This window comes from Pseudomonas sp. H1_D04, assembly GCF_054683855.1.
Map to the genome: position 1 here is coordinate 6,165,636 of NZ_CP162826.1, position 20,376 is coordinate 6,186,011.

Genomic DNA, 20,376 nt, shown 5'->3' on the forward strand with positions numbered 1-20,376 from the left:
GCAAGCGGGCCAATCGAACTGCCCCTAACATCAACGCCCTTAAAGAAGCGTCATGACCTAGGGAACATTCCATGCTGAAAAAACACTTGGCGCTAGCCGTGCTCGTCACCCTGGTGTGGGGAGTGAATTTCCCCATCACCCAATTAGGCCTGCGCTCGATCGACCCCTTTGTGCTCACCGGCATCCGCTTTGCCTTGGCAGCCCTGCCCCTGGTGTTCTTCATCAAGCGCCCCGCCGTCAAGTTCAGCTACGTAGCCGCCTACGGTTTTATCTTCGGGCTGGGCATGTGGGGCGTAATCAACTACGGGATCCAGATCGGTGTGAGCCCTGGTATTGCTTCATTGATCATTCAACTCAGCGTGTTCTTCACCATGGGCTGGGGTTTTTTACTATTCAAGGAGAACATCCGCAAGGCGCAGATCGTCGGCGCCTTGCTGGCGCTCAGCGGCCTGGCGGGCATCATTTCCACTCAGGAAGGCAACCACGCCGTCCTTGGGGTGATGTTGATCGTATTGAGTGCGCTGGCCTGGAGCGTGGGCAACGTCATCATCAAGAAGTCCGGGGTCAAGGAGATCTTCTCGTTCATGGTATGGGCCAGCCTGTTTCCGCCGATTCCACTGTTCCTCATGGCCTGGTGGATGCACGGCAGTAGCCCGTTCGAAGGCTTGAACGCCAGCCTCGACCTGGCAGCGATACTGTCCATCCTGTTCCAGGTGTACCTGGCCACGCACTTTGCCTACTGGGGCTGGAACTCGCTGCTAAAACTGTACCCCGTGTCCACAGTGGCGCCGCTGTCGTTGCTGATTCCCGTGTTCGGGATCAGCAGTTCGATGTTGATCATCGGTGAGCACGTTTCCACGCCGAACCTGATTTCGATTGCAATCATCATCGTCGGGTTGGCGGTGGGGTTAGTTCCCCGCTACGGACCGCGCTTGAGCGAAAACACAAAATAGTCTTCGACCCAAAAGCCGTCCATCAACGATCAACTTTCGTAGGAATATGCTCAGCAACGTAATCTACTAGCTGTTTAAGGCTTTGCTCGAACGTCTGGTTAGCCGTATCAATGACCAGATCAGGGTTCAAGGGCGGCTGGTAAGGCGCATCTATACCCGTGAAGTCGAGAATTTCTCTGGCTCGGGCCTTGCGGTACAAACCCTTGGGGTCACGTACCTCACACGTTGCAAGGTCTGCCGCAATATAGATTTCATGGAAAGACGTGTTGCCGGCTGCGGCACGAGCGCGCGCACGCCCTTCGCGATAGGGGGAGATAAACGCAGTGATACAAATCATGCCCGCATCTGCAAATAGTGCGGCTACTTCACCGACCCGCCGTATGTTCTCTGTCCTGTCGTCTTCTGAAAATCCCAGGTTGGCATTAAGTCCTTTGCGAATATTGTCTCCATCCAGTGTGTAGCACGCGCAGCCAGACCTCAGTAGATGCGCCTCCAAGGCCATCGCCAAACTCGACTTTCCGGACGCAGAAAGGCCCGTAAACCAAATCACAGCGCCTTTTGTCCCCATGTAATGGGCGCGCTCAGCCTGGGTCACATGGTGACTGACAGACGTCAGGTTAGAGGTATTGACAGGCGATTTCATAAGCGTGATCCCGCGTATCCCAACGCATGAATTAGAACTCGCCGAGCTTTCAGCTCAGCACCGTCTGATTGTAGAAAATAGTCTTGGGCGCATCAGTCGTGAGGAACTTGTGAGGCGATCACTCACCAACGTCTGCCAGGTAACTGGATAAATACTCACTCGGAAAAGAGTGCCCTCTCAATCCGTCCAAGCCACTAATAATTCCCTCACGCCATTTCTCAAGAAGTACTGTTGAGACATGGCGTTTATCTACGCTGACCCCAGCCGCGCTTAGTAAGCGTCGGCTTCGTCGCATGGAGTTGGGGTCATTTTCAACGTAATACGATAAAAAGCTGCGCTTTATCGAATTCAAATGAGGTAGCAGGAACGGTTCGGGCTTTCCTTGTTGATCTGCTGAAAGTACTTTTACAATTCGATTCAGCACTCGCATAGCCTGAAGTTCATGCCCGGTCAGTGAGCGGTTATGTTGAATACTCTCTGGGGAACGAGGCCTCAAGGTAAAGCCTGCGTGCCCCTCAATCATGTCGTAGAAACGACCGGGGTCGTCACGCAGCAACTCTACGGGAATAACCAGTACGTTTGATGCGCCAAACAGGGAAGCGTAAAGATCATACAACTTCGCGTAATTCAATAACCCGAGCAACATGGCATGCCAGCGTTCGGTAAACACACGAGGGCTTTCAGAAGCGCCCTCTTTCACCGCCTGATTGTAGTAGCTGTCCACAAACGACAACGGGCTTCTTGTCACAATCAGCACTTTAGCGTCGGGTAACTCATGCTTCAGCGCCGCCGCGACCAGGCGTTGGTACGTTTGAATTTCAAGTGCCGTTACCGGTCTCGGCGCCCAGCCGCAGAGTTCTTCACAGCTCACGAAAACAGGGGCATCTGCCCGTGGTTGGTGTGGCGCTATATTCGACTCCCCCGGACCGTCTAGATAAGCTTCCAGCGAAGCCGCGTGAACAATATTCTGGGCGTAATTGTGCCATTGAAGCACCTGTACGTCGCCCCGCTGCTGTGCCGCGGCTTGTATGTAAGTTGACGCTGACTTGGGGAGGCCAATGTGAATAAGCTTCATTAAATATCCTGTCGAGGGTACCCCGATAACGATCGGCGCCACCCCATGAGTAAATTTAGCGCCCCGCGGCAGTCTGCCGGCGTTAGCCTAGGTCGGTTTCGTCACCTACCCTATAACCAGCGCTTCCTTAGGAGTGATCAACTTTCTTTTCAGCCAGACACGTAATGTGATGTGTTTATTCTCCAGCAACCACGCGCACATTGCAGCAAACATAATGCATATAAATACTGACAGCCAGGCATTAGACACGCGCGATGGATCTATATATTGCGCCACCAGAACACGAATCGGCTCATGTGTCAGATACAACGCATAGGACACATATGCACCCGTTGCAGTCACCCACCTGACGGGGGAAGGAATACGAAGATCCTTGCTTGCCAATACGACCAGCATCAGCCCTACACCCGAAAGAATTAGAAGCTGTAAGTCATACATATTTATCTGACTGGCAAGCGAGAGTTTTTGAAATTTCCAGAGAATCCCAGCCACAACAGCCATGAGGGGGACAACAACCTGCCGCCACCCCATCTGAGGCGCATAGACAAATATAGCTGCGCAGGCGGCACCCAGAAACCACTCCCATGCTACCGATTCCCAGACTGTGAAATACCCCACCACCAGTGTCGCGGGGCATGACAGCAGTACCGCAAGCGATTTCTCAATCTTTCCCATCGACCTCCAAAAAAAGGCAATACCGAAAAAGACATAGAGCCACCACTCAATAGCTATCGTCCAAAGAACACTGTTTCCCCCCATAGATATTTATAGGCGGGACGCCTCCGATCATCCTGGCGAAAGGCGTGTGCTGAAGCTGAAAAAGGTGCCCAACAGAATCCCAAGCCGTTGGCGGAGCACGGCCCAAAACAACAACACAAACCAAAAATGTAATCATCAGCCCCGGAATATATAAAACATATATCCTGCTAAAGCGATCTATCATGTACTCGCCAAAACTGTACTTTTTCTTACTCAAGCATTGGTAGACGATAAGAAATCCTGAAAGCCAAAAAAACACAACTACCGCCAAGCTTTGAAATGGCATCACCTTACCAAACCAACTATCAGGAACTACTAATGAAAACGTATGCCCTACTAAAACTACAAAAGCAGCCAACGCTCGTATTGCATCGAGCATGGTTGACTGACCAGCGGTTAATCTATTAATCACAAAAAGCTACCTTCTTTATTATTAGTCAAAATACCATTCAGACATTTGTGACTTTATTGGAATAAAGAGATAAACGCTTTTTGGCCATATTATTATGCGCCCACTGCGGGCTGCACCTGCAAATAACCAGAATGCCCAGCACACACACAAAAAAAACCGCCATTCAAATGAGAATGACGGCTTTTAAAACTTAATCGTTTCTTGGCGTAAGGCCATATATCGCAGCCTGTTCCAGCATGCGTACCGCAATGTCCCAATCCTCGAGAGTATCAATATCGAGCGACTCGCGACTGTCCGTCATTACTAACGGCACGGTCCCGGGGCCTAAAAAACGCTTCTGCTCACGAAGAACATCTGGCGCCAGCAGGTAAATGGCCCCGTCCAATGTGTAGGCCGGTTCCAGGTCCTGCGATCGCTTCGACAGGCTCTCCCAACCAAGGAAAGGCGTCATGGTGTCCCCTTCCAGCCTGAAACACCAAGCGGGATGAGAGCTGGCTGCTGCAACACTGACAACGGAGCGAGAAACATCCTGCTGATACTGCAATACCGCACGCCGAATGGATTCTGCCGAACGAAAGGGCGAGGTGGGCTGAAGCAACATGACACCATCCACGGCACCGTGAACGGTTTCATATTCATCCAGCACCTGCACCACTACGTCAAAACTGCTGGCGATATCAGTGGCCAAATGCGCAGGCCTCATACTGAGGACACTGCCACCAAACGTGCGGGCAACGTCCGCAATAGCAACATCATCCGTCGAGATCACGACATCGGTAACAACGCCACTTTGCTGCGCAGCTTCAATTGTCCATGCAATCAACGGCCGCCCACCCAGAACCTTGATGTTCTTTCCGGGTAGCCGTTTGGATCCGCCCCTCGCGGGTACGATTGCCAGGATTTTCATTTCAGCGCCACAAAGTCGCGCAACATCGACAACCCGACCTTGCCACTTTTTTCCGGATGAAATTGAGCGCCCCACACATTGTCGCGCCCGATAACCGCCGCCACAGCCGTATCGCCGTACCGGCAATCCGCAACGCGATGAGCACCATCTTCAGGAACAGCCATGTAGGAGTGCACAAAATAGACCGCGCTATTGTGCGGTTCTATCGAGGCCAGCAATGTTCCTTCCCAGGAAGCACGCCCTGCGGCACAAACCAGATCTGACCAACCAATATGAGGGATTTTCAGACGCGCACCGCTCTTATCAACGGCAGGTATCGGTTCTACGGAACCTGGGATCAATCCCAACCCGTTGATAAGGCCAAACTCATGGCTGCAATCCAACAACAGCTGCATTCCAAGGCAAATGCCGAAAAGTGGCGCACCAGATGAGGCGTACTCTTTGATTGCCTGATCCATTCCGTTCGCCGACAACATCGTCATCGCATTGGAAAAGGCCCCCACACCTGGCAGTAGAACCTTAGTGGCGCCTTTCAACGCATCGGGATCGGATACCAGGTTTACGGTCGCACCGCAGTACTCAAGCGCACGACGTACGCTAAAAAGATTACCTACGCCATAATCGATAACTGTTACTACATTACTCATAGGTTCGAACCCGGATCCCGCCAGCAGAGGCTTCTGTTCGGATGTCAGCCAGCGATGCTCGCTTATAGTGAAGAATGTCAGCCATAGCTACTGCATCCGCCCCCATCCTGACCACCTCGACGGCATCTTGGGCTTTACCCATACCGCCGCTGGCAATAACAGGAATATTGACTGAATCGGTTACCGCCTGAACAAGTGCCAGATCGAAGCCTTTACGCGTTCCTTCGCGGTCGACCGAGGTCAGCAAAATCTCTCCGGCACCTAACGCTGCCGCCTGTTTTGCCCAGTCGACGACGTCAATACCCGTGCTTTCACGGCCATTGTCGGTGAACACTTCCCAACGTTCCGGCGAGACGCTTTTTGCCTCAATTGACAACACCATACATTGGCTGCCAAAGCGCCGAGCGATCTCGGTGATCAACTGCGGATTGCGGACCGCTGCGGTATTAACGGCGACCTTATCGGCACCACACCTCAGCAGATGAGCGACGTCGTCAGCCGATCGCACGCCTCCGCCGACGGTCAGAGGAATGAAGACATTCTCTGCCGCCTGCTTGATCAACTCACTCAGGCTGTTGCGCCCATAAAGACTCGCGACGCAGTCCATATAGATCAACTCATCAATGCCCTGCTCGTAGTAGCGCAGAGCATGTTCGTTAGGGGACCCGATTACGCGGAGCCCCTCAAGATGAATGCCTTTAATGAGATTGGCACCTTTCACATCAAGGCGGGCAATCAGTCGCGTGTTGCTCATTCAGCGTTAACCTGAGGATTCCAAGGCGTGTAACGCAGTTTCCACTCGCCATCAACCACATGCCACAGGTGCGGAGAACGGAAACGATCACATGTTTCCAGGAACTCTTCACGGGTCATGCTGATGTAGTCCAGGAATTCCTTTTCGTAGCGCGATGGATATTCACCTTCATAACGCTGCATCAAAGCTATTGCTTCGTCCTTGTCGATGTGATGGTTACGAATCTCTTGAGCAGAGTCCATCATCGAGCGGCCCACGCCGAATTTGATCCAACGCGTGAAGTAGAAGAAACCATCTACCTTGTCATCGAGGCTGTTGTACTTGGAGTACGTCCCCTCGGTGCGAACAGGGTTGGCTTCAAAGCCGGTATTCTCTACGGCGTAGTAGTAGGCTTCCTGCGGTACCCACTTCTTGTAGTAACCCAGGTATTTGAAATCGATACCCTTGCGCTCAAGCACTTCGGCTGGCATTGGCAGATAGCTTTTCAGGTCGACCAGCGGAACGCCTTCGTCCAGGTATTCGCCAATTTTCTTGCCACCCAGGTAAACGTCGCGGACGTCTTTGCCACCGAAATAATCCAGCGAAAAACCCTCGCTTTCCGCTACTTCATTGGCGGCAGCGTAGCTTGAGGTTTTATGGGAAATCTTTTCGCCGTACTCGCCTGGCATCTCTCCGTAGAAGATCAACGGAATATTCAGTTGCGCTGCCATTTTAGCAACGAACGTCTTCTGCCCCAGGATGAACGGCTGGAAAGGGTGCAGCAGATTGATTGTCGCGTTGCGGGTCAGCAGGCGGTGAATCTTGCCATTGGGGGTATACAGATAGTTATCGAAGCCACCGACATGCAGCCACTGCTGGAAGTTTTTCCAACCGATATCGGTATACAAGTGCGGCGACCAGGTCACGGTCAGCGGATTCATGCCGTATTTGTACTTCAGCAGGTGAGACTGCATCGCGCTGTCTTTACCACCGCTGCCACCGACGATGCAGTCATAGGTGCCGTCGGACTTACGATGCTGATTGCACAACTCGACGAGTTCGCGCTCACGCTCGTCCCAATCGATTTCACCGTCTTCCTTGAGGATGTTGAAACGGCACGCGTGACATACACCCTCTTCGTCGAAGCTCAAGGTTGTCTTGGTCGAGCCATTGCTGTGCGCGTACTCATTGCTCGACATCGGCTGCTGGTTCGACATGTTGCACTTTTTGCAGAACTTAACGTCGCGCGGCAACCCGTAATAAACTTCCAGTTCATTTTTTGGCTTGCTGAACCTTGAAAGATCTATAGATGAACTCGGGGCAATTTTCAAAACCAATCTCCAATCACGAAATTATTTATTGAACAGTGTACTTGTACGTACCAACAGCGGGTCGCTGGGTCTGTATCGCTTACGCCCCGCATGCTGCACGCGCTCGAACAACAGTGGTATATCGCTCTGACCCCCAAAATAAACGATTTCATCGATTAAAGCGGGGTCCACACGTAGATACCAGCGCTTACGTGTATTCGGTTTATCGGCCTCTCATGGAGGCCATTATTTTTGCATCTTCAGTCGCTTAACGTTTTTTCCTACCGTGTTGACTGACATCAACTGGAAACTGTTGAACGCCACTGGCATGCGTCAGACGCACAATGCTTGCGCAGCCCACTTCATGGGTTGCGACCAAGGGCCCGACAAGCGCATTTTTCCAGAGGAAGTTGGTCAACTGAGCTCATGATTATTTTGGCTCAACTTTAAATTTCGACTCACGAATCCGCATTGGAGAACTCACCACCAAATGCCCTGCTTGCAGGTCCCTGACCAACGTACTTCCCGCCGCCACGATGGCGCTCTCGCCAATACTAAGGCCTTGCAGGGTGGTGGAACCTGCGCCAACAAATGCGCCAGTCGCCACCTTGACTCCACCGCATAAAACAGCCCCGGGAGCGATGTGAACATGACTTGCGATTATACAGTCGTGATCGACCCTGGCCCCGGTATTTATGATCGTGTTGGCACCTATGACGGAATCGGGCTGAATCACTGCCCCGGCCATGACTTGGGCACCCGCCTCCAGCACTACAGTTGAGTCGATCCATGCTGCCGAGTGCAGAAGTGCTGGAAACGTATAGCCCTTGGCGGTCAGCTCCATAAAGACCTTCATCCGGCGATCGCTGCCGACAACTTGTCCCAGACCATTGACCAATGCCACCTGGGTAGGATCCAGCCCATTAAGCGCCTCGTCACCCCCCAACACCCTTACACCCCGCCAGAACTCGATACCACTCTGCGCCAGAACGGGATCGCAGACCCCCTTCACCACCGCCCCCATCGACTGAAGCAGCGCCAATAACACTTTCGCGTGCCCCCCGGCGCCAAGAATGACAAATGGAAGCAGGGAAACGTCGCGACCAGACTCCTTCATTCGATGATCTCACCGGCGCGATAGTTGCGCGAAGCCACTGCTCCGACTCGCTGCCACAACTCAGTCGCAGGCAAGCCGCTGCCAGAGCGCGCCGTGGTCAGATCGGCGCGGGCGAACCGCTGACCCGAAGTAATTTCGCGCGCCGCCACTACCTGCTGACGAGCAGCCTTGCGGGTATCCCACTCACTGGGTTGTGGCGATTTTCCCGGCTTCCCGAGGGCCAGTTCCAGCGCCCTTATCTGCCTTACCATGTCAGCAAGCTCAGCGGGCTCCAGCGATGCCTTGTGATCCGGGCCCGGCATGGAACGATCCAGCGTAAAATGTTTTTCGATTACGGTCGCACCACGAGCGACCGCGGCGACGGGCACCAGTAATCCTTCCGTATGGTCCGAGTACCCGACTTCAAGCCCGAACGCTTCTTTCAGCGTATCCATGGCCCGAAGGTTAACTTCCGCCATAGGCGTAGGGTATTGCGAAGTACAGTGCAACAGCGTGACATGGCCGGCCAATCGGCCTCTTGCCTCATCATCACTCCAGCACCGCCAAACTTCATCCATATGTGCCGGTTCGGTTTGATTACACAGTGCGTGCGCAACGATAGCCAGACCTTGCTCGACCTCACTCAGTGTCGCCATGCCCGTCGACAGGATGAGTGCCTTCCCGGTCCTGGCAAACTGCCAAAGCAGAGGTCCGTTGGTCAGCTCCCCCGAAGGAACCTTGAAGAATGGAATATCCAGCGAACACAGAAAATCCAGGCTATCGCTATCAAAAGCAGTGCTGATGAACTCAATGCCACGGGCTTTGGCATGGCTTTGCAAATCAGCGTGCCAGGCGCGCGGCAGTTCAAGCTTCTGCAGCATCGCCAACTGGCTTTCAGCCGCGTCGGTCGTTTCCTGCTGATACAAGGCCTTGGGAGCACTTGCAGATGCCAATTTGCGCGCATCGAACGTCTGGAACTTTACCGCATCTGCCCCAGCGCTCGCGGCCAGGTCGACCAGTTCAAATGCCAACTCGCGCTCACCATTATGGTTTACACCAGCTTCAGCAATAACGTACACCGCATCTTTTTTGGGTAGTTTCATACGTCAACTCAAATCATGAAATGTTTTGTGACTCAATAGGTCACAAGTTTCAAGAACGGCCACAATAGCCTCGGCGACTTCACCCTGCCCATACGGGTTGGTTGTTTCCCTGCAAGACTGCGCAAATGGCGCACTCAGCGCCAACGCAAGCGCCGCGACGATGGCGTCTTTATCGGGCGGGCAGGCCAACACCGAGTCCGCGCAAAGCCGGCCGGCCTGACGCATGCCAATATTGACGGTCGGCACACCAAAAGACGGTACTTCGATGATCCCACTGGAAGAGTTGCCGACAACCGCTGAAGCGCGTGCGACGACACTGAGGTAGCGACGAAAACCCAATGAAGGGATCGCCAGAACCCGATCAGGATGGCGCCCAGCAAAATCCTCCAGCAACGGAATGATCGCGCGACCACCGTTATCGGCATTCGGGTAGGTCAGAATGACGCGATAATCCGCGAATTCCTCCAGGGCCAGCAATAAGGCGTTGAAGCTTTCAACTGGATCCTCTGTCAACGCCGTGACCGGGTGGTAAGTGACCAGGATGAGCGGTGCATCCACATCAAACTGAAGGCTCTCACTTAACTCGTGTGCCGACATAAGCGGCGTGCGCTTAATGTGATCAAGCCCAACCGCTCCGACATTAAAGACCCGCTCGGGGCTTTCACCCATCTGAATGACACGCTGCCGGTAGGGCTCAGCCGCCACGAAATGCAGGTATGCCATTTTCGTGATTGCATGGCGAATGGCATCATCATATGCGCCCTCCGTCAGCTCCCCACCGTGCAAATGAACGACAGGAATGCGCATGACCAACGCCGCCTGAACAATACTCAGCGCCTCGAATCGGTCACCCAGTACCACCAACATCTCAGGGCGCAACCGATCCAGGGCATCAGCAAATCCCAGCGTACCCAATCCCATCGACTTGGCCACGCCGACGTCGGTATTGGAGGATAAAAGCATCTCGACTTTGGCGTCGATGGCAAAACCATCGTGCTCGATTTGTCGCCAGGTCTCTCCAAACTCAGGAGAAAGGTGCATGCAACTGACAATGGTTTGCAGCTCAAGCAGCTCGCTGGCCTGAATGCCTTTCATCAGCCAGTACAGCAAGCCGTACTCAGCCCGAGTCCCGGTAAATACGGCGACGCGACGTGTCATAAGCGACCCGCAGGCGGCACGCTGCTGGGCAGGTTAACGATACGCGCCTCCAGCCAATGCGAGTTACTCAGGTCGCCCTTCAAGCAATGCTCGTAAGTAGGCAAATGGCTCATCAATTTCCAGATCGGCCGAGTCATGACACCACTGTCGTTGGTTGCTTTCAGCAGCGCGTCACGCTGCGTCCTGTCATTGCAAATAACCGCGTTCAACCAGTAATTGGATTTGCCATGCGCCGGCTCGGTAAAAAACTGCAAGTCGGTTTGTGCCAACTCATGCTTGTAATTCATTGCCAGCTTTCGCTTGGATACGAGGAATGAATCCAACTGTTCCAACTGCGCACAACCCAGGGCCGCATTAAGGTTAGGCAACCGGTAGTTGTAGCCCACTTCATCATGAACATATTCGTAGGCATGAGGCTGTTTGGCAGTGGTCGTAAGATGCTTGGCTTTGGCACCCAGTACCTCGTTGGTCAGCAGCATACCGCCACCGCCAGTGGTAATGATCTTGTTGCCATTGAAGCTGAGCGTGCCAATCAACCCGAATGTGCCGGTATGACGCTCTTTGTAAGTACTGCCTAGAGACTCGGCCGCATCCTCCACCAACGCCAGCCCCCAACGAGTACAGACCTCCATGAGCGCATCAAGCGCTACGGGATGGCCAAATGTATGCATTGGTAAGCAGGCCCGGAGTGCGCGGTCGTCACGTCGCAAGCGGCAAACGCCGTCGGCGTCGATAAATGCTTCGGACTCAAGCCACGCATCCAGGGCTGTCGGCGAAAGGCCCAAGGTCTCACGATCGACATCAACGAATACAGGTTGAGCGCCACAATAGGCAATGGCATTGCATGTAGCTACAAATGTCAGGGACTGAGTGATGACCAGATCACCCGGCTTAACGCCCGCCAACAAGAGAGCTATGTGCAACGCGGCAGTACCGTTCACGGTAGCTACGGCGCGCTCACTGCCAGTGTAAACCTGCATGTCCTTCTCGAAACGATCTACAAAGGCACCAACGCTGGAGACGAAGGTCGATTCGATCGTGTCTGCTACATACTTTTTCTCGTTACCGGAGAACACCGGGGCATGCAACGGAATGAACTCATTTGTTCCGTATTGATCGCGTACAAACCGAACCAGGGCATCAAACATTTCGAGCCTCAAACGTTATAAATATTGGCTTTATATTTGCTGAGATTTTGAGGCTGGGAGAACCACTCAACCGTTTTTTCCAGGCCTTGGCGAATCGAATACTCAGGCTCAAAACCGGTAAGAGCGTGGATCTTTGAGTTATCACACCACAAGCGGAAAACTTCAGATTTCTCTGGACGCAGGCGCTGGTCATCCGTCAGGAACTCGACATCGCTATTCATCAACTCGCGAATAAGATTGAGCGTATCACCTACCGAAATCTCAAAATTCGAACCGATGTTCACCGTTTCACCGATCGCTTGCTCGCAACGAGCCAATTCCAGGAACCCACGGCACGTATCGGCGACATAGTTGAAGTCGCGAGTCGGCGTTACATCACCCAGCTTGATCTGTTTCTGCCCGGCGGCAATCTGACTGATGATAGTGGGGATAACCGCCCGAGCTGATTGGCGAGGACCATAGGTGTTAAATGGGCGCGCAATCGTCAATGGCAGATCAAATGCATTGAAAAAGCTCATTGCCATTGCATCAGCGCCGATTTTTGAAGCGCTGTACGGCGACTGCGCCTGAAGCGGGTGCTTTTCATCGATAGGCACATACTGGGCAGTGCCGTACACCTCACTGGTCGAGGTATGGATAATGCGCTTTACGCCGTTTTCCAATGCCGCCTGGCAAATATTCAAAGTGCCTTTGACATTAGTATCTACATAACTGTCTGGAGCGACGTAGGAATAAGGAATAGCAATCAGCGCAGCCAAGTGAAAAACGATGTCGACACCTTTAGTGATGTGCTTGCAATAGTGCGGGTCACGCACATCACCATTGAGCACCTCAATACGAGACAGGCAATCGACATCCTCGAGCCAACCCCAATAGTTGAAGGAGTTATACTGAGACAGCGCCTTTACATTATAACCTTCACGCACGAGCAGCTCGGTCAAATGCGAGCCAATGAACCCATCCGCGCCGGTCACTAAAACTGTAGTCATCGTTCAACCCTTAACGTACTTGTCCCGAAGCCCCAGAGCCCAAGACACAAAAAACAGTTACGCAAGAGTCCTACAAACGGATCCTGCTTCAAAAATTGCGACACGTGCAAAAGCACGCGCATACCACACCGCACCGAGCCGCATAGAGATAACCTGGCTGGCAACCCGCAAGGCAATGCCATCAGAGGGAGCACATCTTGCACTGAATAGCCCGGCTTGCGCCATTAGTCGCCCAACAAGTATCCGGCAGCAACCATGACACAGCGCAGCCTACGACGCAGCGAAACCAGAGGTGGTGTAAAAAATCAAACAGGGGGGAGGCTCCCATTACTTTACGCCAAGGGAGCTTTGCCAGGATCAATCACGAGCCGCCTGAAAAGCGTCTCGTAAGAAATCGGTGAGCATGCATCCCTGCAATGATTGGCTGATCATACCAGCTCAAAGAGCGCCGAAAAACATCCCTCGCCACTCTTCCTACAAAAAGCAGCATAAGTGGCTTACGTTGCGCATGCGTGAACCGCACACTGATCACTCTTGTTGACTTACGAGACCTGTCGTGTAGGCTTATTGCGCCCCTGTTTAACAGCTGCGGCTGCGCTACAGTTCGGCTGTTCAAAATATTCGGAGCAATATAGATACAGTAGACAGGGACGCTCTGCTCCGAGGCACTCCAGTCAGATTAGGAAGTCGATAAAGTGAAGGATTGGAGAGATACCGTAGTCTCGCCCAACACTCCGTTGCGCGAAGCGATTGTTCGCATCGACGCCTGCGGGATGCAAATGGCACTGGTGTTGGATGATGACGAAAAACTGGTCGGGTTACTCAGCGACGGTGACGTCCGCCGAGCAATCCTTAAGGAAGTCCATCTGGAGACGCCGGTTGCCGAAGTGATGAACGAGGCGCCGCAGACTGCTCACGCAACATCTTCCAGCAACGAACAATTGAACCTGATGCGCCGAGGTGTTTTACACCATCTGCCGCTGCTGGATGATGAACAGCGCGTGGTGGGTTTAGCCACGCTCGATGCCCTCACGGGAATACTTGAGCGCCCAAACTGGGTGGTGTTAATGGCTGGCGGCCTGGGACAACGCCTGCGCCCCCTGACAGAACACTGCCCAAAACCGATGCTGATGATTGCCGGAAAGCCCATATTGGAGTGCATTCTGGAGAGTTTCATCGAGCAAGGATTTCGCAACTTCTTTCTCTCCGTCAACTACCTCGCTGAAGTGGTACGCAACCACTTTGGGGATGGCAGCAAATGGGGTGTGCGAATTCGCTACCTGGAAGAAAACAAACGACTAGGTACGGCAGGCGCCTTGTCGCTACTGCCCAAACGCCCCGAGCACCCTATTCTGGTGATGAATGGCGATCTCTTGACTCATGCGCGTTTCGACGACTTGTTGCAGTTTCATGAAGATCACAACGCCGAAGCCACAATGACAGTACGCGAGTACGACTTTCAGGTGCCCTACGGGGTTGTGAAGGTCGATGGTTCAGCCATTACCGGCATTGATGAAAAACCGATACACAGTTTTTACGTCAATGCCGGAATCTACGCCATTTCACCCTCGGTGCTCGACCAGATTCCCGAAGGTACCTTTTACGACATGCCCACCATGTTCGAGGACTTGATCGCATCCAAAAGAGCCACTGCGGCATTTCCCCTGCGTGAGTACTGGCTCGACATTGGTCGTATCGAAGAATTCGAACGAGCACAACACGAATGGTCTGCGCAAAAAACCGAAAGGCAGCCTGCAAACTAACGCCAAACAGCACAGTGAATTTTCCATGAAAAAAATGCTTTTGCTTCTGACTATTTTGACCGCCACCGCTGGCAGCCTTGCTGGCTGCGATCAAGCCTCCGACAAACAAGCGCAGGCTCTCGGCAGACCAGCCAAAGCGGCCCCTGCAGTAACCCTTGAGAATCAGGCGCTTGAACTCGCACTGTCCTCGCCTGAAGGCGCTGCACAACTGGCCGCGAAGTCTCCGGAAACCGTTGCCGTCGCTGCAATGCAAGCGTCCGAAAAAGCGCTGTCTGAAATCAAGTCCTCGCCAGAGTCGGCAATGCTGAGGCTTAACGCCTACGTAGAGCTTGCATCGGCCGCCTCTGCAGCAGCTCCACAGTCGCAAGTTGCGAAAGACGCAGCCCAAAAGGCTAAGAGCGCTAAATTGCGTGCCACAGCGGCAATCAAGGACGCTAAATAGATAGCAATCCATCCAAAAAGTGTTGCGGTCGAGCGGGCGCTCACGCTGAGTGACCCGACTTCGACGGCACAACGAATTGTGCATAAGGTTGACGGGAACGCTCAAAGGCCTGCAAGCCGTGCTTTTTGAGAAAGAATTCCTACTCTATTTTTTCCAACACGTAACGACTTCATTAGCTTAGCGACGGAGATGTCAGGACGATGCACGCAACAAAAGGTGAGGAATGAAATTGGGCTCTCCACTCCCTGGCAAAAATGTGCTTTTTGTCGTAAACGAAGCCGGGGAGTTCGTCGAGCTTCGCCGTGTCGCAATAGCTGCCAAGACGGCTGGTTACGACGTCAGCTTCCTTTTCGTACAAGCGGGCTATATCAACCTCAAGCCTGACCGTGCGTTTTGCCGCATGAACGGCTTCGGTGCTTATTACCCAGGGCGCCCGCTGAAGCGCTCTCCACTGTCGATAAAGTATGAAAAAATCGCGAAGGAGCTTGAAAACGGTTACATACCTCACTCCTTGGTGCAAAAGACCAATCCCAAAGGTCGTGCATTTACATGGGCCGGCCTAGTTCTAACGACAGTGCTCAGTCCATTTTTCAAGCTGCATGACTTCGCCACTCGCTCCAAGCAAAAGCGCGCCGAAAAAGCCAACAGCAAAAGTTTCCAGCCGTATAACTACGCGCGCCAGCTGTACAACGTCCTCAAGCCTTCAATGGTGGTTTTCGGTCAGGAATTCCCAGGATCGGTGAATACCCTGCTGACGAAAATCTGCAACAAAGATAACGTCCCAACACTGATCGTCCCGTTCGCCGTAGGCACGGCCAAAGAAATGGTCGAAAGCCTTTCTGACAAACCGATGTACGAAGCGGACAGGAATATCCTTAACAAACTTGCAGCGTTTTTGTTTCCACACTGGGTCAACTACTACGCCTCGAAGAAACTCCTTCGCCTGCCCGGTCAGCACATATTTTTGCTGGAAGCCTTCGGTTTTGCGCCGGAACATCCTTGGATCCCCAATAACAGCAGCGTCACCTGCATCGCCGTCGAAAGCCCGGAAATGGAGCGTTACTATCGCCGTATGCTATTCCCGGAGCACCAGTTGCGCTTGACGGGGGCTGCATACGACGACGTTATGCATGCCGCACGAGAGTCGCAAACCGCCCGCGAGCGCATTTTCCGACGACTGCGTCTGGATCCTACCAAGCCTTTGCTCGTCTGTGCCTGGCCCACCGACCAATATGGCTCACGCAGCATCCCAATGGAGTTCCAGGACTACAAGTCACTTTGCAAGGCCTGGGCAAAAGCCCTCGCAAGCGTCAGTCGCTTTACTGATTTCAATGTAATAATTCGTCCACACCCCGTCACCGACCCCGAGCTTTTGAGTGAAGTCCTCAGGCCCTATCGCCTGCATCACCGGGTGACCGATATCGACACACTTGAACTCGTTCCCGCGTGCGACCTGTTTGTCGCGTGCGTGTCGTCCACGCTGCGCTGGGCCACGGCATGTGGAATTCCAGCCATCAACTACGACTGCTATGACTACGGCTATACCGACTTCGATAACGCGAAAGGCCTTATTACGACCAACCGCTACAGCGTATTCCAATCGAGTCTGGAGCAATTGACTGACAACAAGGAAGCGTACGCCGAGGCACGAGCCAATCAAATTGAATGTGCTCATGAATGGGGCCTGCATGACGGTAAATCGATGGCGAGAATTATCAAGCTGTTCGACGAACTGACAAGCGCTCAGCCTCTCTCCACCCCCTCAACCAGAACCTGACCCTAATGAGTACCGAAGAAAAAATCCGCCCGCCGCTCAAGGAAACGGTTGTCAACAATTCCCGCCGTTTCGACCTTCGCGGACTGATCAGAACCCTATGGGATTTTCGATTACTGTTGTGGGTGTTCTGCAAGCGGGATCTGAAGGGACGTTACACACAAACGATATTCGGATTGGGGTGGGTCGTTCTGACCCCACTCATTACCGTTGGCGTATTCGTTATCGTGTTCGGCATCATGGTCAAGGTGCCAACTGATGGGCTCCCCACCATTATGTTTTACCTGGTGGCGGTCATACCCTGGTACGCCTTCATGAACGTCCTCAACCCCTCGGTTCAGATGATCGAAGGCAACGCAGGCCTGATCACCAAAGTCTACTTCCCTCGCCTCCTCATTGGCGGGGCTTACGCCGTAGGCGCCGCCGTTGACTTCCTGATCGCCTACACGTTGCTGATTACGCCTTTCGCCATTATCTATGACGTTTGGACCATTCAGTTGCTGCTCATCATGCCGTTGCTACTGGCCTGTACACTCATGACAGGCCTGGGCATAGGCCTGATGCTCGCGCCTTTAAATGCCAAGTATCGAGACGTAAAACACTTGGTGCCCCTGGCCTTACAACTTTTTTATTACTCAACACCTGCTATTTACCCGGTCTCGGCTGTCCCGCCTTGGGCTAAACCCTGGTATGCAGTCAACCCACTCTCGCTGGTGATTACCGGTTACCGTGACGCCATGCACGGCCACTGGCCCGCACAATCCACCCTGCTTACGCTCATTGCCATTGCGGTGACTTGCTTCTCGGTTGGCGTGTTTATATTCCAGCACTTCGATAAAAATGTGGTAGACACCCTATGACATGGGCTATTCGTTGCGAGAACGTTTCCAAACTTTATCGGATTGGCAAGTCCAACGTTACCGCCGCCGAAATGATCAATATGCGTATTCGGTGGATGCTCGGCCGAGTGATTAACCCGCTGCAAAAGTCGAAAACTGCGAAACCGGTGGAAACCACTCACGAATCGCACACCATTCTCGACGCCATGCAGACCCAAGATGCGCCACCCAACCATTTCTGGTCTCTGAAGGACGTAGACCTGGAGATAAAGCAAGGTGATCGAGTCGGTATTATCGGTCCCAACGGTTGTGGCAAAAGTACACTGCTAAAGATCTTGTCCAGAATCACATCGCCCTCCCATGGCGGCTTTCGTTTCCGTGGACGATTGATCAGCCTTCTGGAGATCGGAACAGGATTTCACGGCGATCTCAGTGGCCGCGAAAACATCTACCTGAACGGTTCGATCATGGGCATGAAACCTCAGGAAATCAGCCGTCGTATCGAGGAAATTATCGAGTTCTCGGAACTCGGCGAACTGATTGACACGCCGGTGAAGCGCTATTCCTCAGGCATGTATGTGCGCCTCGCCTTTTCCGTGGCGGCCCACCTTGAATCCGAGATTCTCATCGTCGATGAAGTGTTGGCGGTAGGTGATGCTGCGTTTCAGAGACGCTGCACCGAAAAAATGCTTCAAGTAGCCGACCAGGGACGCACACTGCTGTTTGTCAGCCACGACATGGATGCTGTCAACCGCATTTGCAATAGAGCCGTACATATGGCTCACGGCCGCATTGTTAACGACAGCAAAATCGAACTGCCGAAAAGCGTCGAAGACAAACAAATTTCTACGCAAAGTGTCTCAGACATCACCCGCTCTTATATACGCTCAGGCATTCAACTGACACCGGCAGTGACGTGGGCTGAGGCCAACGCGCCGCTGTTTGACGACTGCGTAAGACTCGACTCGATCATGGTTCTTGATCAAAACGGCAATCCGAGTCCCGAATTTGACGTGAAGGAAGAGTTTGTTATCGAAGTCAAGTTCACGGTTCTTGAGGCGAAATGGCCGATTAATGTACACCTTCACTTGAAGGACTTGGCGGGCCATTATGTACTGGTGAGCATGGACAACCTGTACACCGGCACGGATGTCAGGGCCGTGGGCCAACATATCGAGCGTTGCACTGTTAAGTCGCCGTTGCTCAATGTTGGAGACTATCGTGTCGATGTCGAACTGTGGCCTGGCGCTGAAATCGATCACCGGATCATGAAGCAGGCGGTCATCAGCTTCACGGTTGCCGATGACAGTGAACCCACCGGGGTTCGTGGGAACTGGCCCAACGCATGGCCCAACTGCATGGTGCGGCCTCACCTATCGTGGGATGTTGATTTGCCCGTAAACCGTCAGGCGCGCTAGTCAGTGATCGTGGACAATGCACACACTCTTTCCCCCGCATCCGCGGGGAAAGAGGTCATTTTGATCTCGTCTCCACATCAACTTTTACATGCTCTCTGCGCGCTTCGTTTCGATAGAGAATCCAGGAATATTGCAAGAGAAACCCCGGCCACTCTAGTGCTGTGGTCCTATCAACTGATGGACCACTCGCCGAACTCAAAAAGTCGGCAATTTTTCGATGCCGCACTCAAAAGCTTCCCGTTCATCACCGGAGTGCTGCCATCACTGAAGGAACGTAAAGGACCGCTCTCCGCTTACCGAAAATTGTCAAAACGTGCAGAGTGGCTCAGGCAGTATTTGAACATCACTCCTGGAGAATGTGCCGCGTTTTATTACTCGCACGATGCCAGCTCTGAACATACTGCGCAGGCATTCATGCAGGCTCTATCAGCAAAACGAAATATTTGTTATGGAGACTCCCCTGGCTTTCTCTATCCAAATATAAAGCCCCCTGCGCCGACTTTTGATCTCAGCCTTCGCGGGCTGAAGCATTTTTTTTGGTTCACCCGCGTCAACATCGCCGCCGAATGGATTGCAGCAGAGACGGCGTTGACCGTGATCGATTTTGATGACCTGGACCGCACCCTTCCCCACCCTAAGCACACCATCATACCTACCGAAATCCTCGTACAGACGCTCACCACGCTGAAGCAGTTTTTCGCGCCTGTACTCCAGCTTGAACAGGAAATTGGTGCAAGGTCGAAAACAGAACCTACTTGGGTGCTCATCCTCAGCAACTTCACGAGCAGTAAATTGACGAGCGAGTCGGATGAGCTCGAATTGTATGTCCAGATCTGCAGTGAGCACGTATTACCGGGCGGGACAATTTACATTAAAAAGCATGCGGGCACGCCTGCTGTCTTCGTCACGCAGTTATTACGGCGTCTTGAAAACTATAACGCAAAGAAACTTCCTGACAGCCTGGATTGCTTGCCTATTGAGTTTCTAAGTCAAGTACTCGAAACGTGCGGCATTATTTCCGTTTCATCAGCATCAGCGCTGTTGAGTTTATTGCAAGCCCCTAATCTCATTCACGCACTCACTGCAGAAAACATAGACATGTTCTTCAGGCCAGCCCATAAAGAATATATGACCATCGCAAACAAACAAATACTAAAAAAACTACACATGCCACAGCTGCACTTCCCCCAACATCTTTAAGAACTAA

At 52.9% G+C, this 20,376-nt stretch carries 20 protein-coding genes; 7 read left to right on the top strand and 13 right to left on the bottom strand.

The genetic code is table 11. From position 1 onward, the window contains the following. Window positions 1-71 precede the first annotated feature (71 nt). Entirely contained in the window at window positions 72-953 is an 882-nt protein-coding gene (locus tag AB4N82_RS28370) for an EamA family transporter (protein ID WP_122763640.1), read from the top strand. 22 nt (window positions 954-975) lie between these two features. Here the strand turns inward: AB4N82_RS28370 and cysC are convergent, their stop codons facing one another. From cysC to AB4N82_RS28435, 13 genes are all read right to left on the bottom strand, one after another. After that, window positions 976-1,596 (bottom strand): adenylyl-sulfate kinase, encoded by a 621-nt coding sequence (gene cysC, locus AB4N82_RS28375; protein WP_122763641.1) that lies wholly within the window; start codon window positions 1,594-1,596, stop codon window positions 976-978. Window positions 1,597-1,714: 118 nt separating this feature from the next. Continuing rightward, complete coding sequence (locus AB4N82_RS28380; RefSeq protein WP_122763642.1) at window positions 1,715-2,671, bottom strand: sulfotransferase; 957 nt, start codon at window positions 2,669-2,671, stop codon at window positions 1,715-1,717. Between the two features lie 105 nt (window positions 2,672-2,776). Continuing rightward, window positions 2,777-3,430, bottom strand: a complete 654-nt coding sequence (locus AB4N82_RS28385; protein WP_460104024.1) for an acyltransferase family protein — start codon at window positions 3,428-3,430, stop codon at window positions 2,777-2,779. Continuing rightward, entirely contained in the window at window positions 3,393-3,809 is a 417-nt protein-coding gene (locus AB4N82_RS28390) for an acyltransferase family protein (RefSeq protein WP_460104026.1), read from the bottom strand. The genes AB4N82_RS28385 and AB4N82_RS28390 overlap by 38 nt, the downstream gene beginning before the upstream one ends. Before the next feature lie 223 nt (window positions 3,810-4,032). Then, window positions 4,033-4,749 carry an acylneuraminate cytidylyltransferase family protein gene (locus tag AB4N82_RS28395; RefSeq protein WP_122763644.1) on the bottom strand — a complete coding sequence of 239 codons (717 nt, stop codon included), beginning with the start codon at window positions 4,747-4,749 and terminating at the stop codon, window positions 4,033-4,035. Beyond that, window positions 4,746-5,396 carry an imidazole glycerol phosphate synthase subunit HisH gene (gene hisH / locus AB4N82_RS28400; protein WP_122763645.1) on the bottom strand — a complete coding sequence of 217 codons (651 nt, stop codon included), beginning with the start codon at window positions 5,394-5,396 and terminating at the stop codon, window positions 4,746-4,748. Before hisH ends, AB4N82_RS28395 begins: the two co-directional genes overlap by 4 nt. Further along, window positions 5,389-6,150 carry an imidazole glycerol phosphate synthase subunit HisF gene (gene hisF / locus AB4N82_RS28405; protein WP_032885369.1) on the bottom strand — a complete coding sequence of 254 codons (762 nt, stop codon included), beginning with the start codon at window positions 6,148-6,150 and terminating at the stop codon, window positions 5,389-5,391. Before hisF ends, hisH begins: the two co-directional genes overlap by 8 nt. Continuing rightward, on the bottom strand, window positions 6,147-7,466 hold the full coding sequence (locus AB4N82_RS28410; protein ID WP_338105013.1) for an N-acetyl sugar amidotransferase: 1,320 nt from the start codon (window positions 7,464-7,466) through the stop codon (window positions 6,147-6,149). The genes hisF and AB4N82_RS28410 overlap by 4 nt, the downstream gene beginning before the upstream one ends. Before the next feature lie 403 nt (window positions 7,467-7,869). Then, window positions 7,870-8,556: an acetyltransferase gene (locus AB4N82_RS28415; protein WP_032885371.1), complete on the bottom strand. Its 687-nt coding sequence runs from the start codon at window positions 8,554-8,556 to the stop codon at window positions 7,870-7,872. Beyond that, window positions 8,553-9,638 (bottom strand): N-acetylneuraminate synthase, encoded by a 1,086-nt coding sequence (gene neuB, locus AB4N82_RS28420; RefSeq protein WP_032885372.1) that lies wholly within the window; start codon window positions 9,636-9,638, stop codon window positions 8,553-8,555. Before neuB ends, AB4N82_RS28415 begins: the two co-directional genes overlap by 4 nt. Window positions 9,639-9,641: 3 nt before the next feature. Beyond that, window positions 9,642-10,796 carry a UDP-N-acetylglucosamine 2-epimerase gene (neuC, locus tag AB4N82_RS28425; RefSeq protein ID WP_032885373.1) on the bottom strand — a complete coding sequence of 385 codons (1,155 nt, stop codon included), beginning with the start codon at window positions 10,794-10,796 and terminating at the stop codon, window positions 9,642-9,644. Beyond that, window positions 10,793-11,944, bottom strand: coding sequence for a LegC family aminotransferase (locus tag AB4N82_RS28430; protein WP_122763646.1), 1,152 nt, complete (start codon window positions 11,942-11,944; stop codon window positions 10,793-10,795). The genes neuC and AB4N82_RS28430 overlap by 4 nt, the downstream gene beginning before the upstream one ends. Before the next feature lie 8 nt (window positions 11,945-11,952). Continuing rightward, a complete protein-coding gene (locus tag AB4N82_RS28435; RefSeq protein WP_032885375.1) occupies window positions 11,953-12,933 on the bottom strand; it encodes an NAD-dependent 4,6-dehydratase LegB in 981 nt (326 codons plus the stop codon). A gap of 695 nt (window positions 12,934-13,628) precedes the next feature. On the opposite strand from AB4N82_RS28435, the gene AB4N82_RS28440 reads away from it, so the two are divergent. The 6 genes from AB4N82_RS28440 (at window position 13,629) to AB4N82_RS28465 (ending at window position 20,369) form a co-directional block, all read left to right on the top strand. Next, entirely contained in the window at window positions 13,629-14,696 is a 1,068-nt protein-coding gene (locus AB4N82_RS28440; RefSeq protein WP_032885376.1) for a nucleotidyltransferase family protein, read from the top strand. Between the two features lie 25 nt (window positions 14,697-14,721). Further along, window positions 14,722-15,138 carry a hypothetical protein gene (locus AB4N82_RS28445; protein WP_032885377.1) on the top strand — a complete coding sequence of 139 codons (417 nt, stop codon included), beginning with the start codon at window positions 14,722-14,724 and terminating at the stop codon, window positions 15,136-15,138. A 223-nt stretch (window positions 15,139-15,361) separates the two neighbouring features. After that, window positions 15,362-16,915, top strand: a complete 1,554-nt coding sequence (locus tag AB4N82_RS28450) for a glycosyltransferase family protein (RefSeq protein ID WP_032885378.1) — start codon at window positions 15,362-15,364, stop codon at window positions 16,913-16,915. Between the two features lie 5 nt (window positions 16,916-16,920). Further along, window positions 16,921-17,772 carry an ABC transporter permease gene (locus AB4N82_RS28455; protein WP_032885379.1) on the top strand — a complete coding sequence of 284 codons (852 nt, stop codon included), beginning with the start codon at window positions 16,921-16,923 and terminating at the stop codon, window positions 17,770-17,772. Then, complete coding sequence (locus AB4N82_RS28460) at window positions 17,769-19,169, top strand: ABC transporter ATP-binding protein (RefSeq protein WP_032885380.1); 1,401 nt, start codon at window positions 17,769-17,771, stop codon at window positions 19,167-19,169. Before AB4N82_RS28455 ends, AB4N82_RS28460 begins: the two co-directional genes overlap by 4 nt. A gap of 3 nt (window positions 19,170-19,172) precedes the next feature. Continuing rightward, window positions 19,173-20,369 (top strand): hypothetical protein, encoded by a 1,197-nt coding sequence (locus tag AB4N82_RS28465; RefSeq protein ID WP_163034955.1) that lies wholly within the window; start codon window positions 19,173-19,175, stop codon window positions 20,367-20,369. Window positions 20,370-20,376 lie beyond the last annotated feature (7 nt).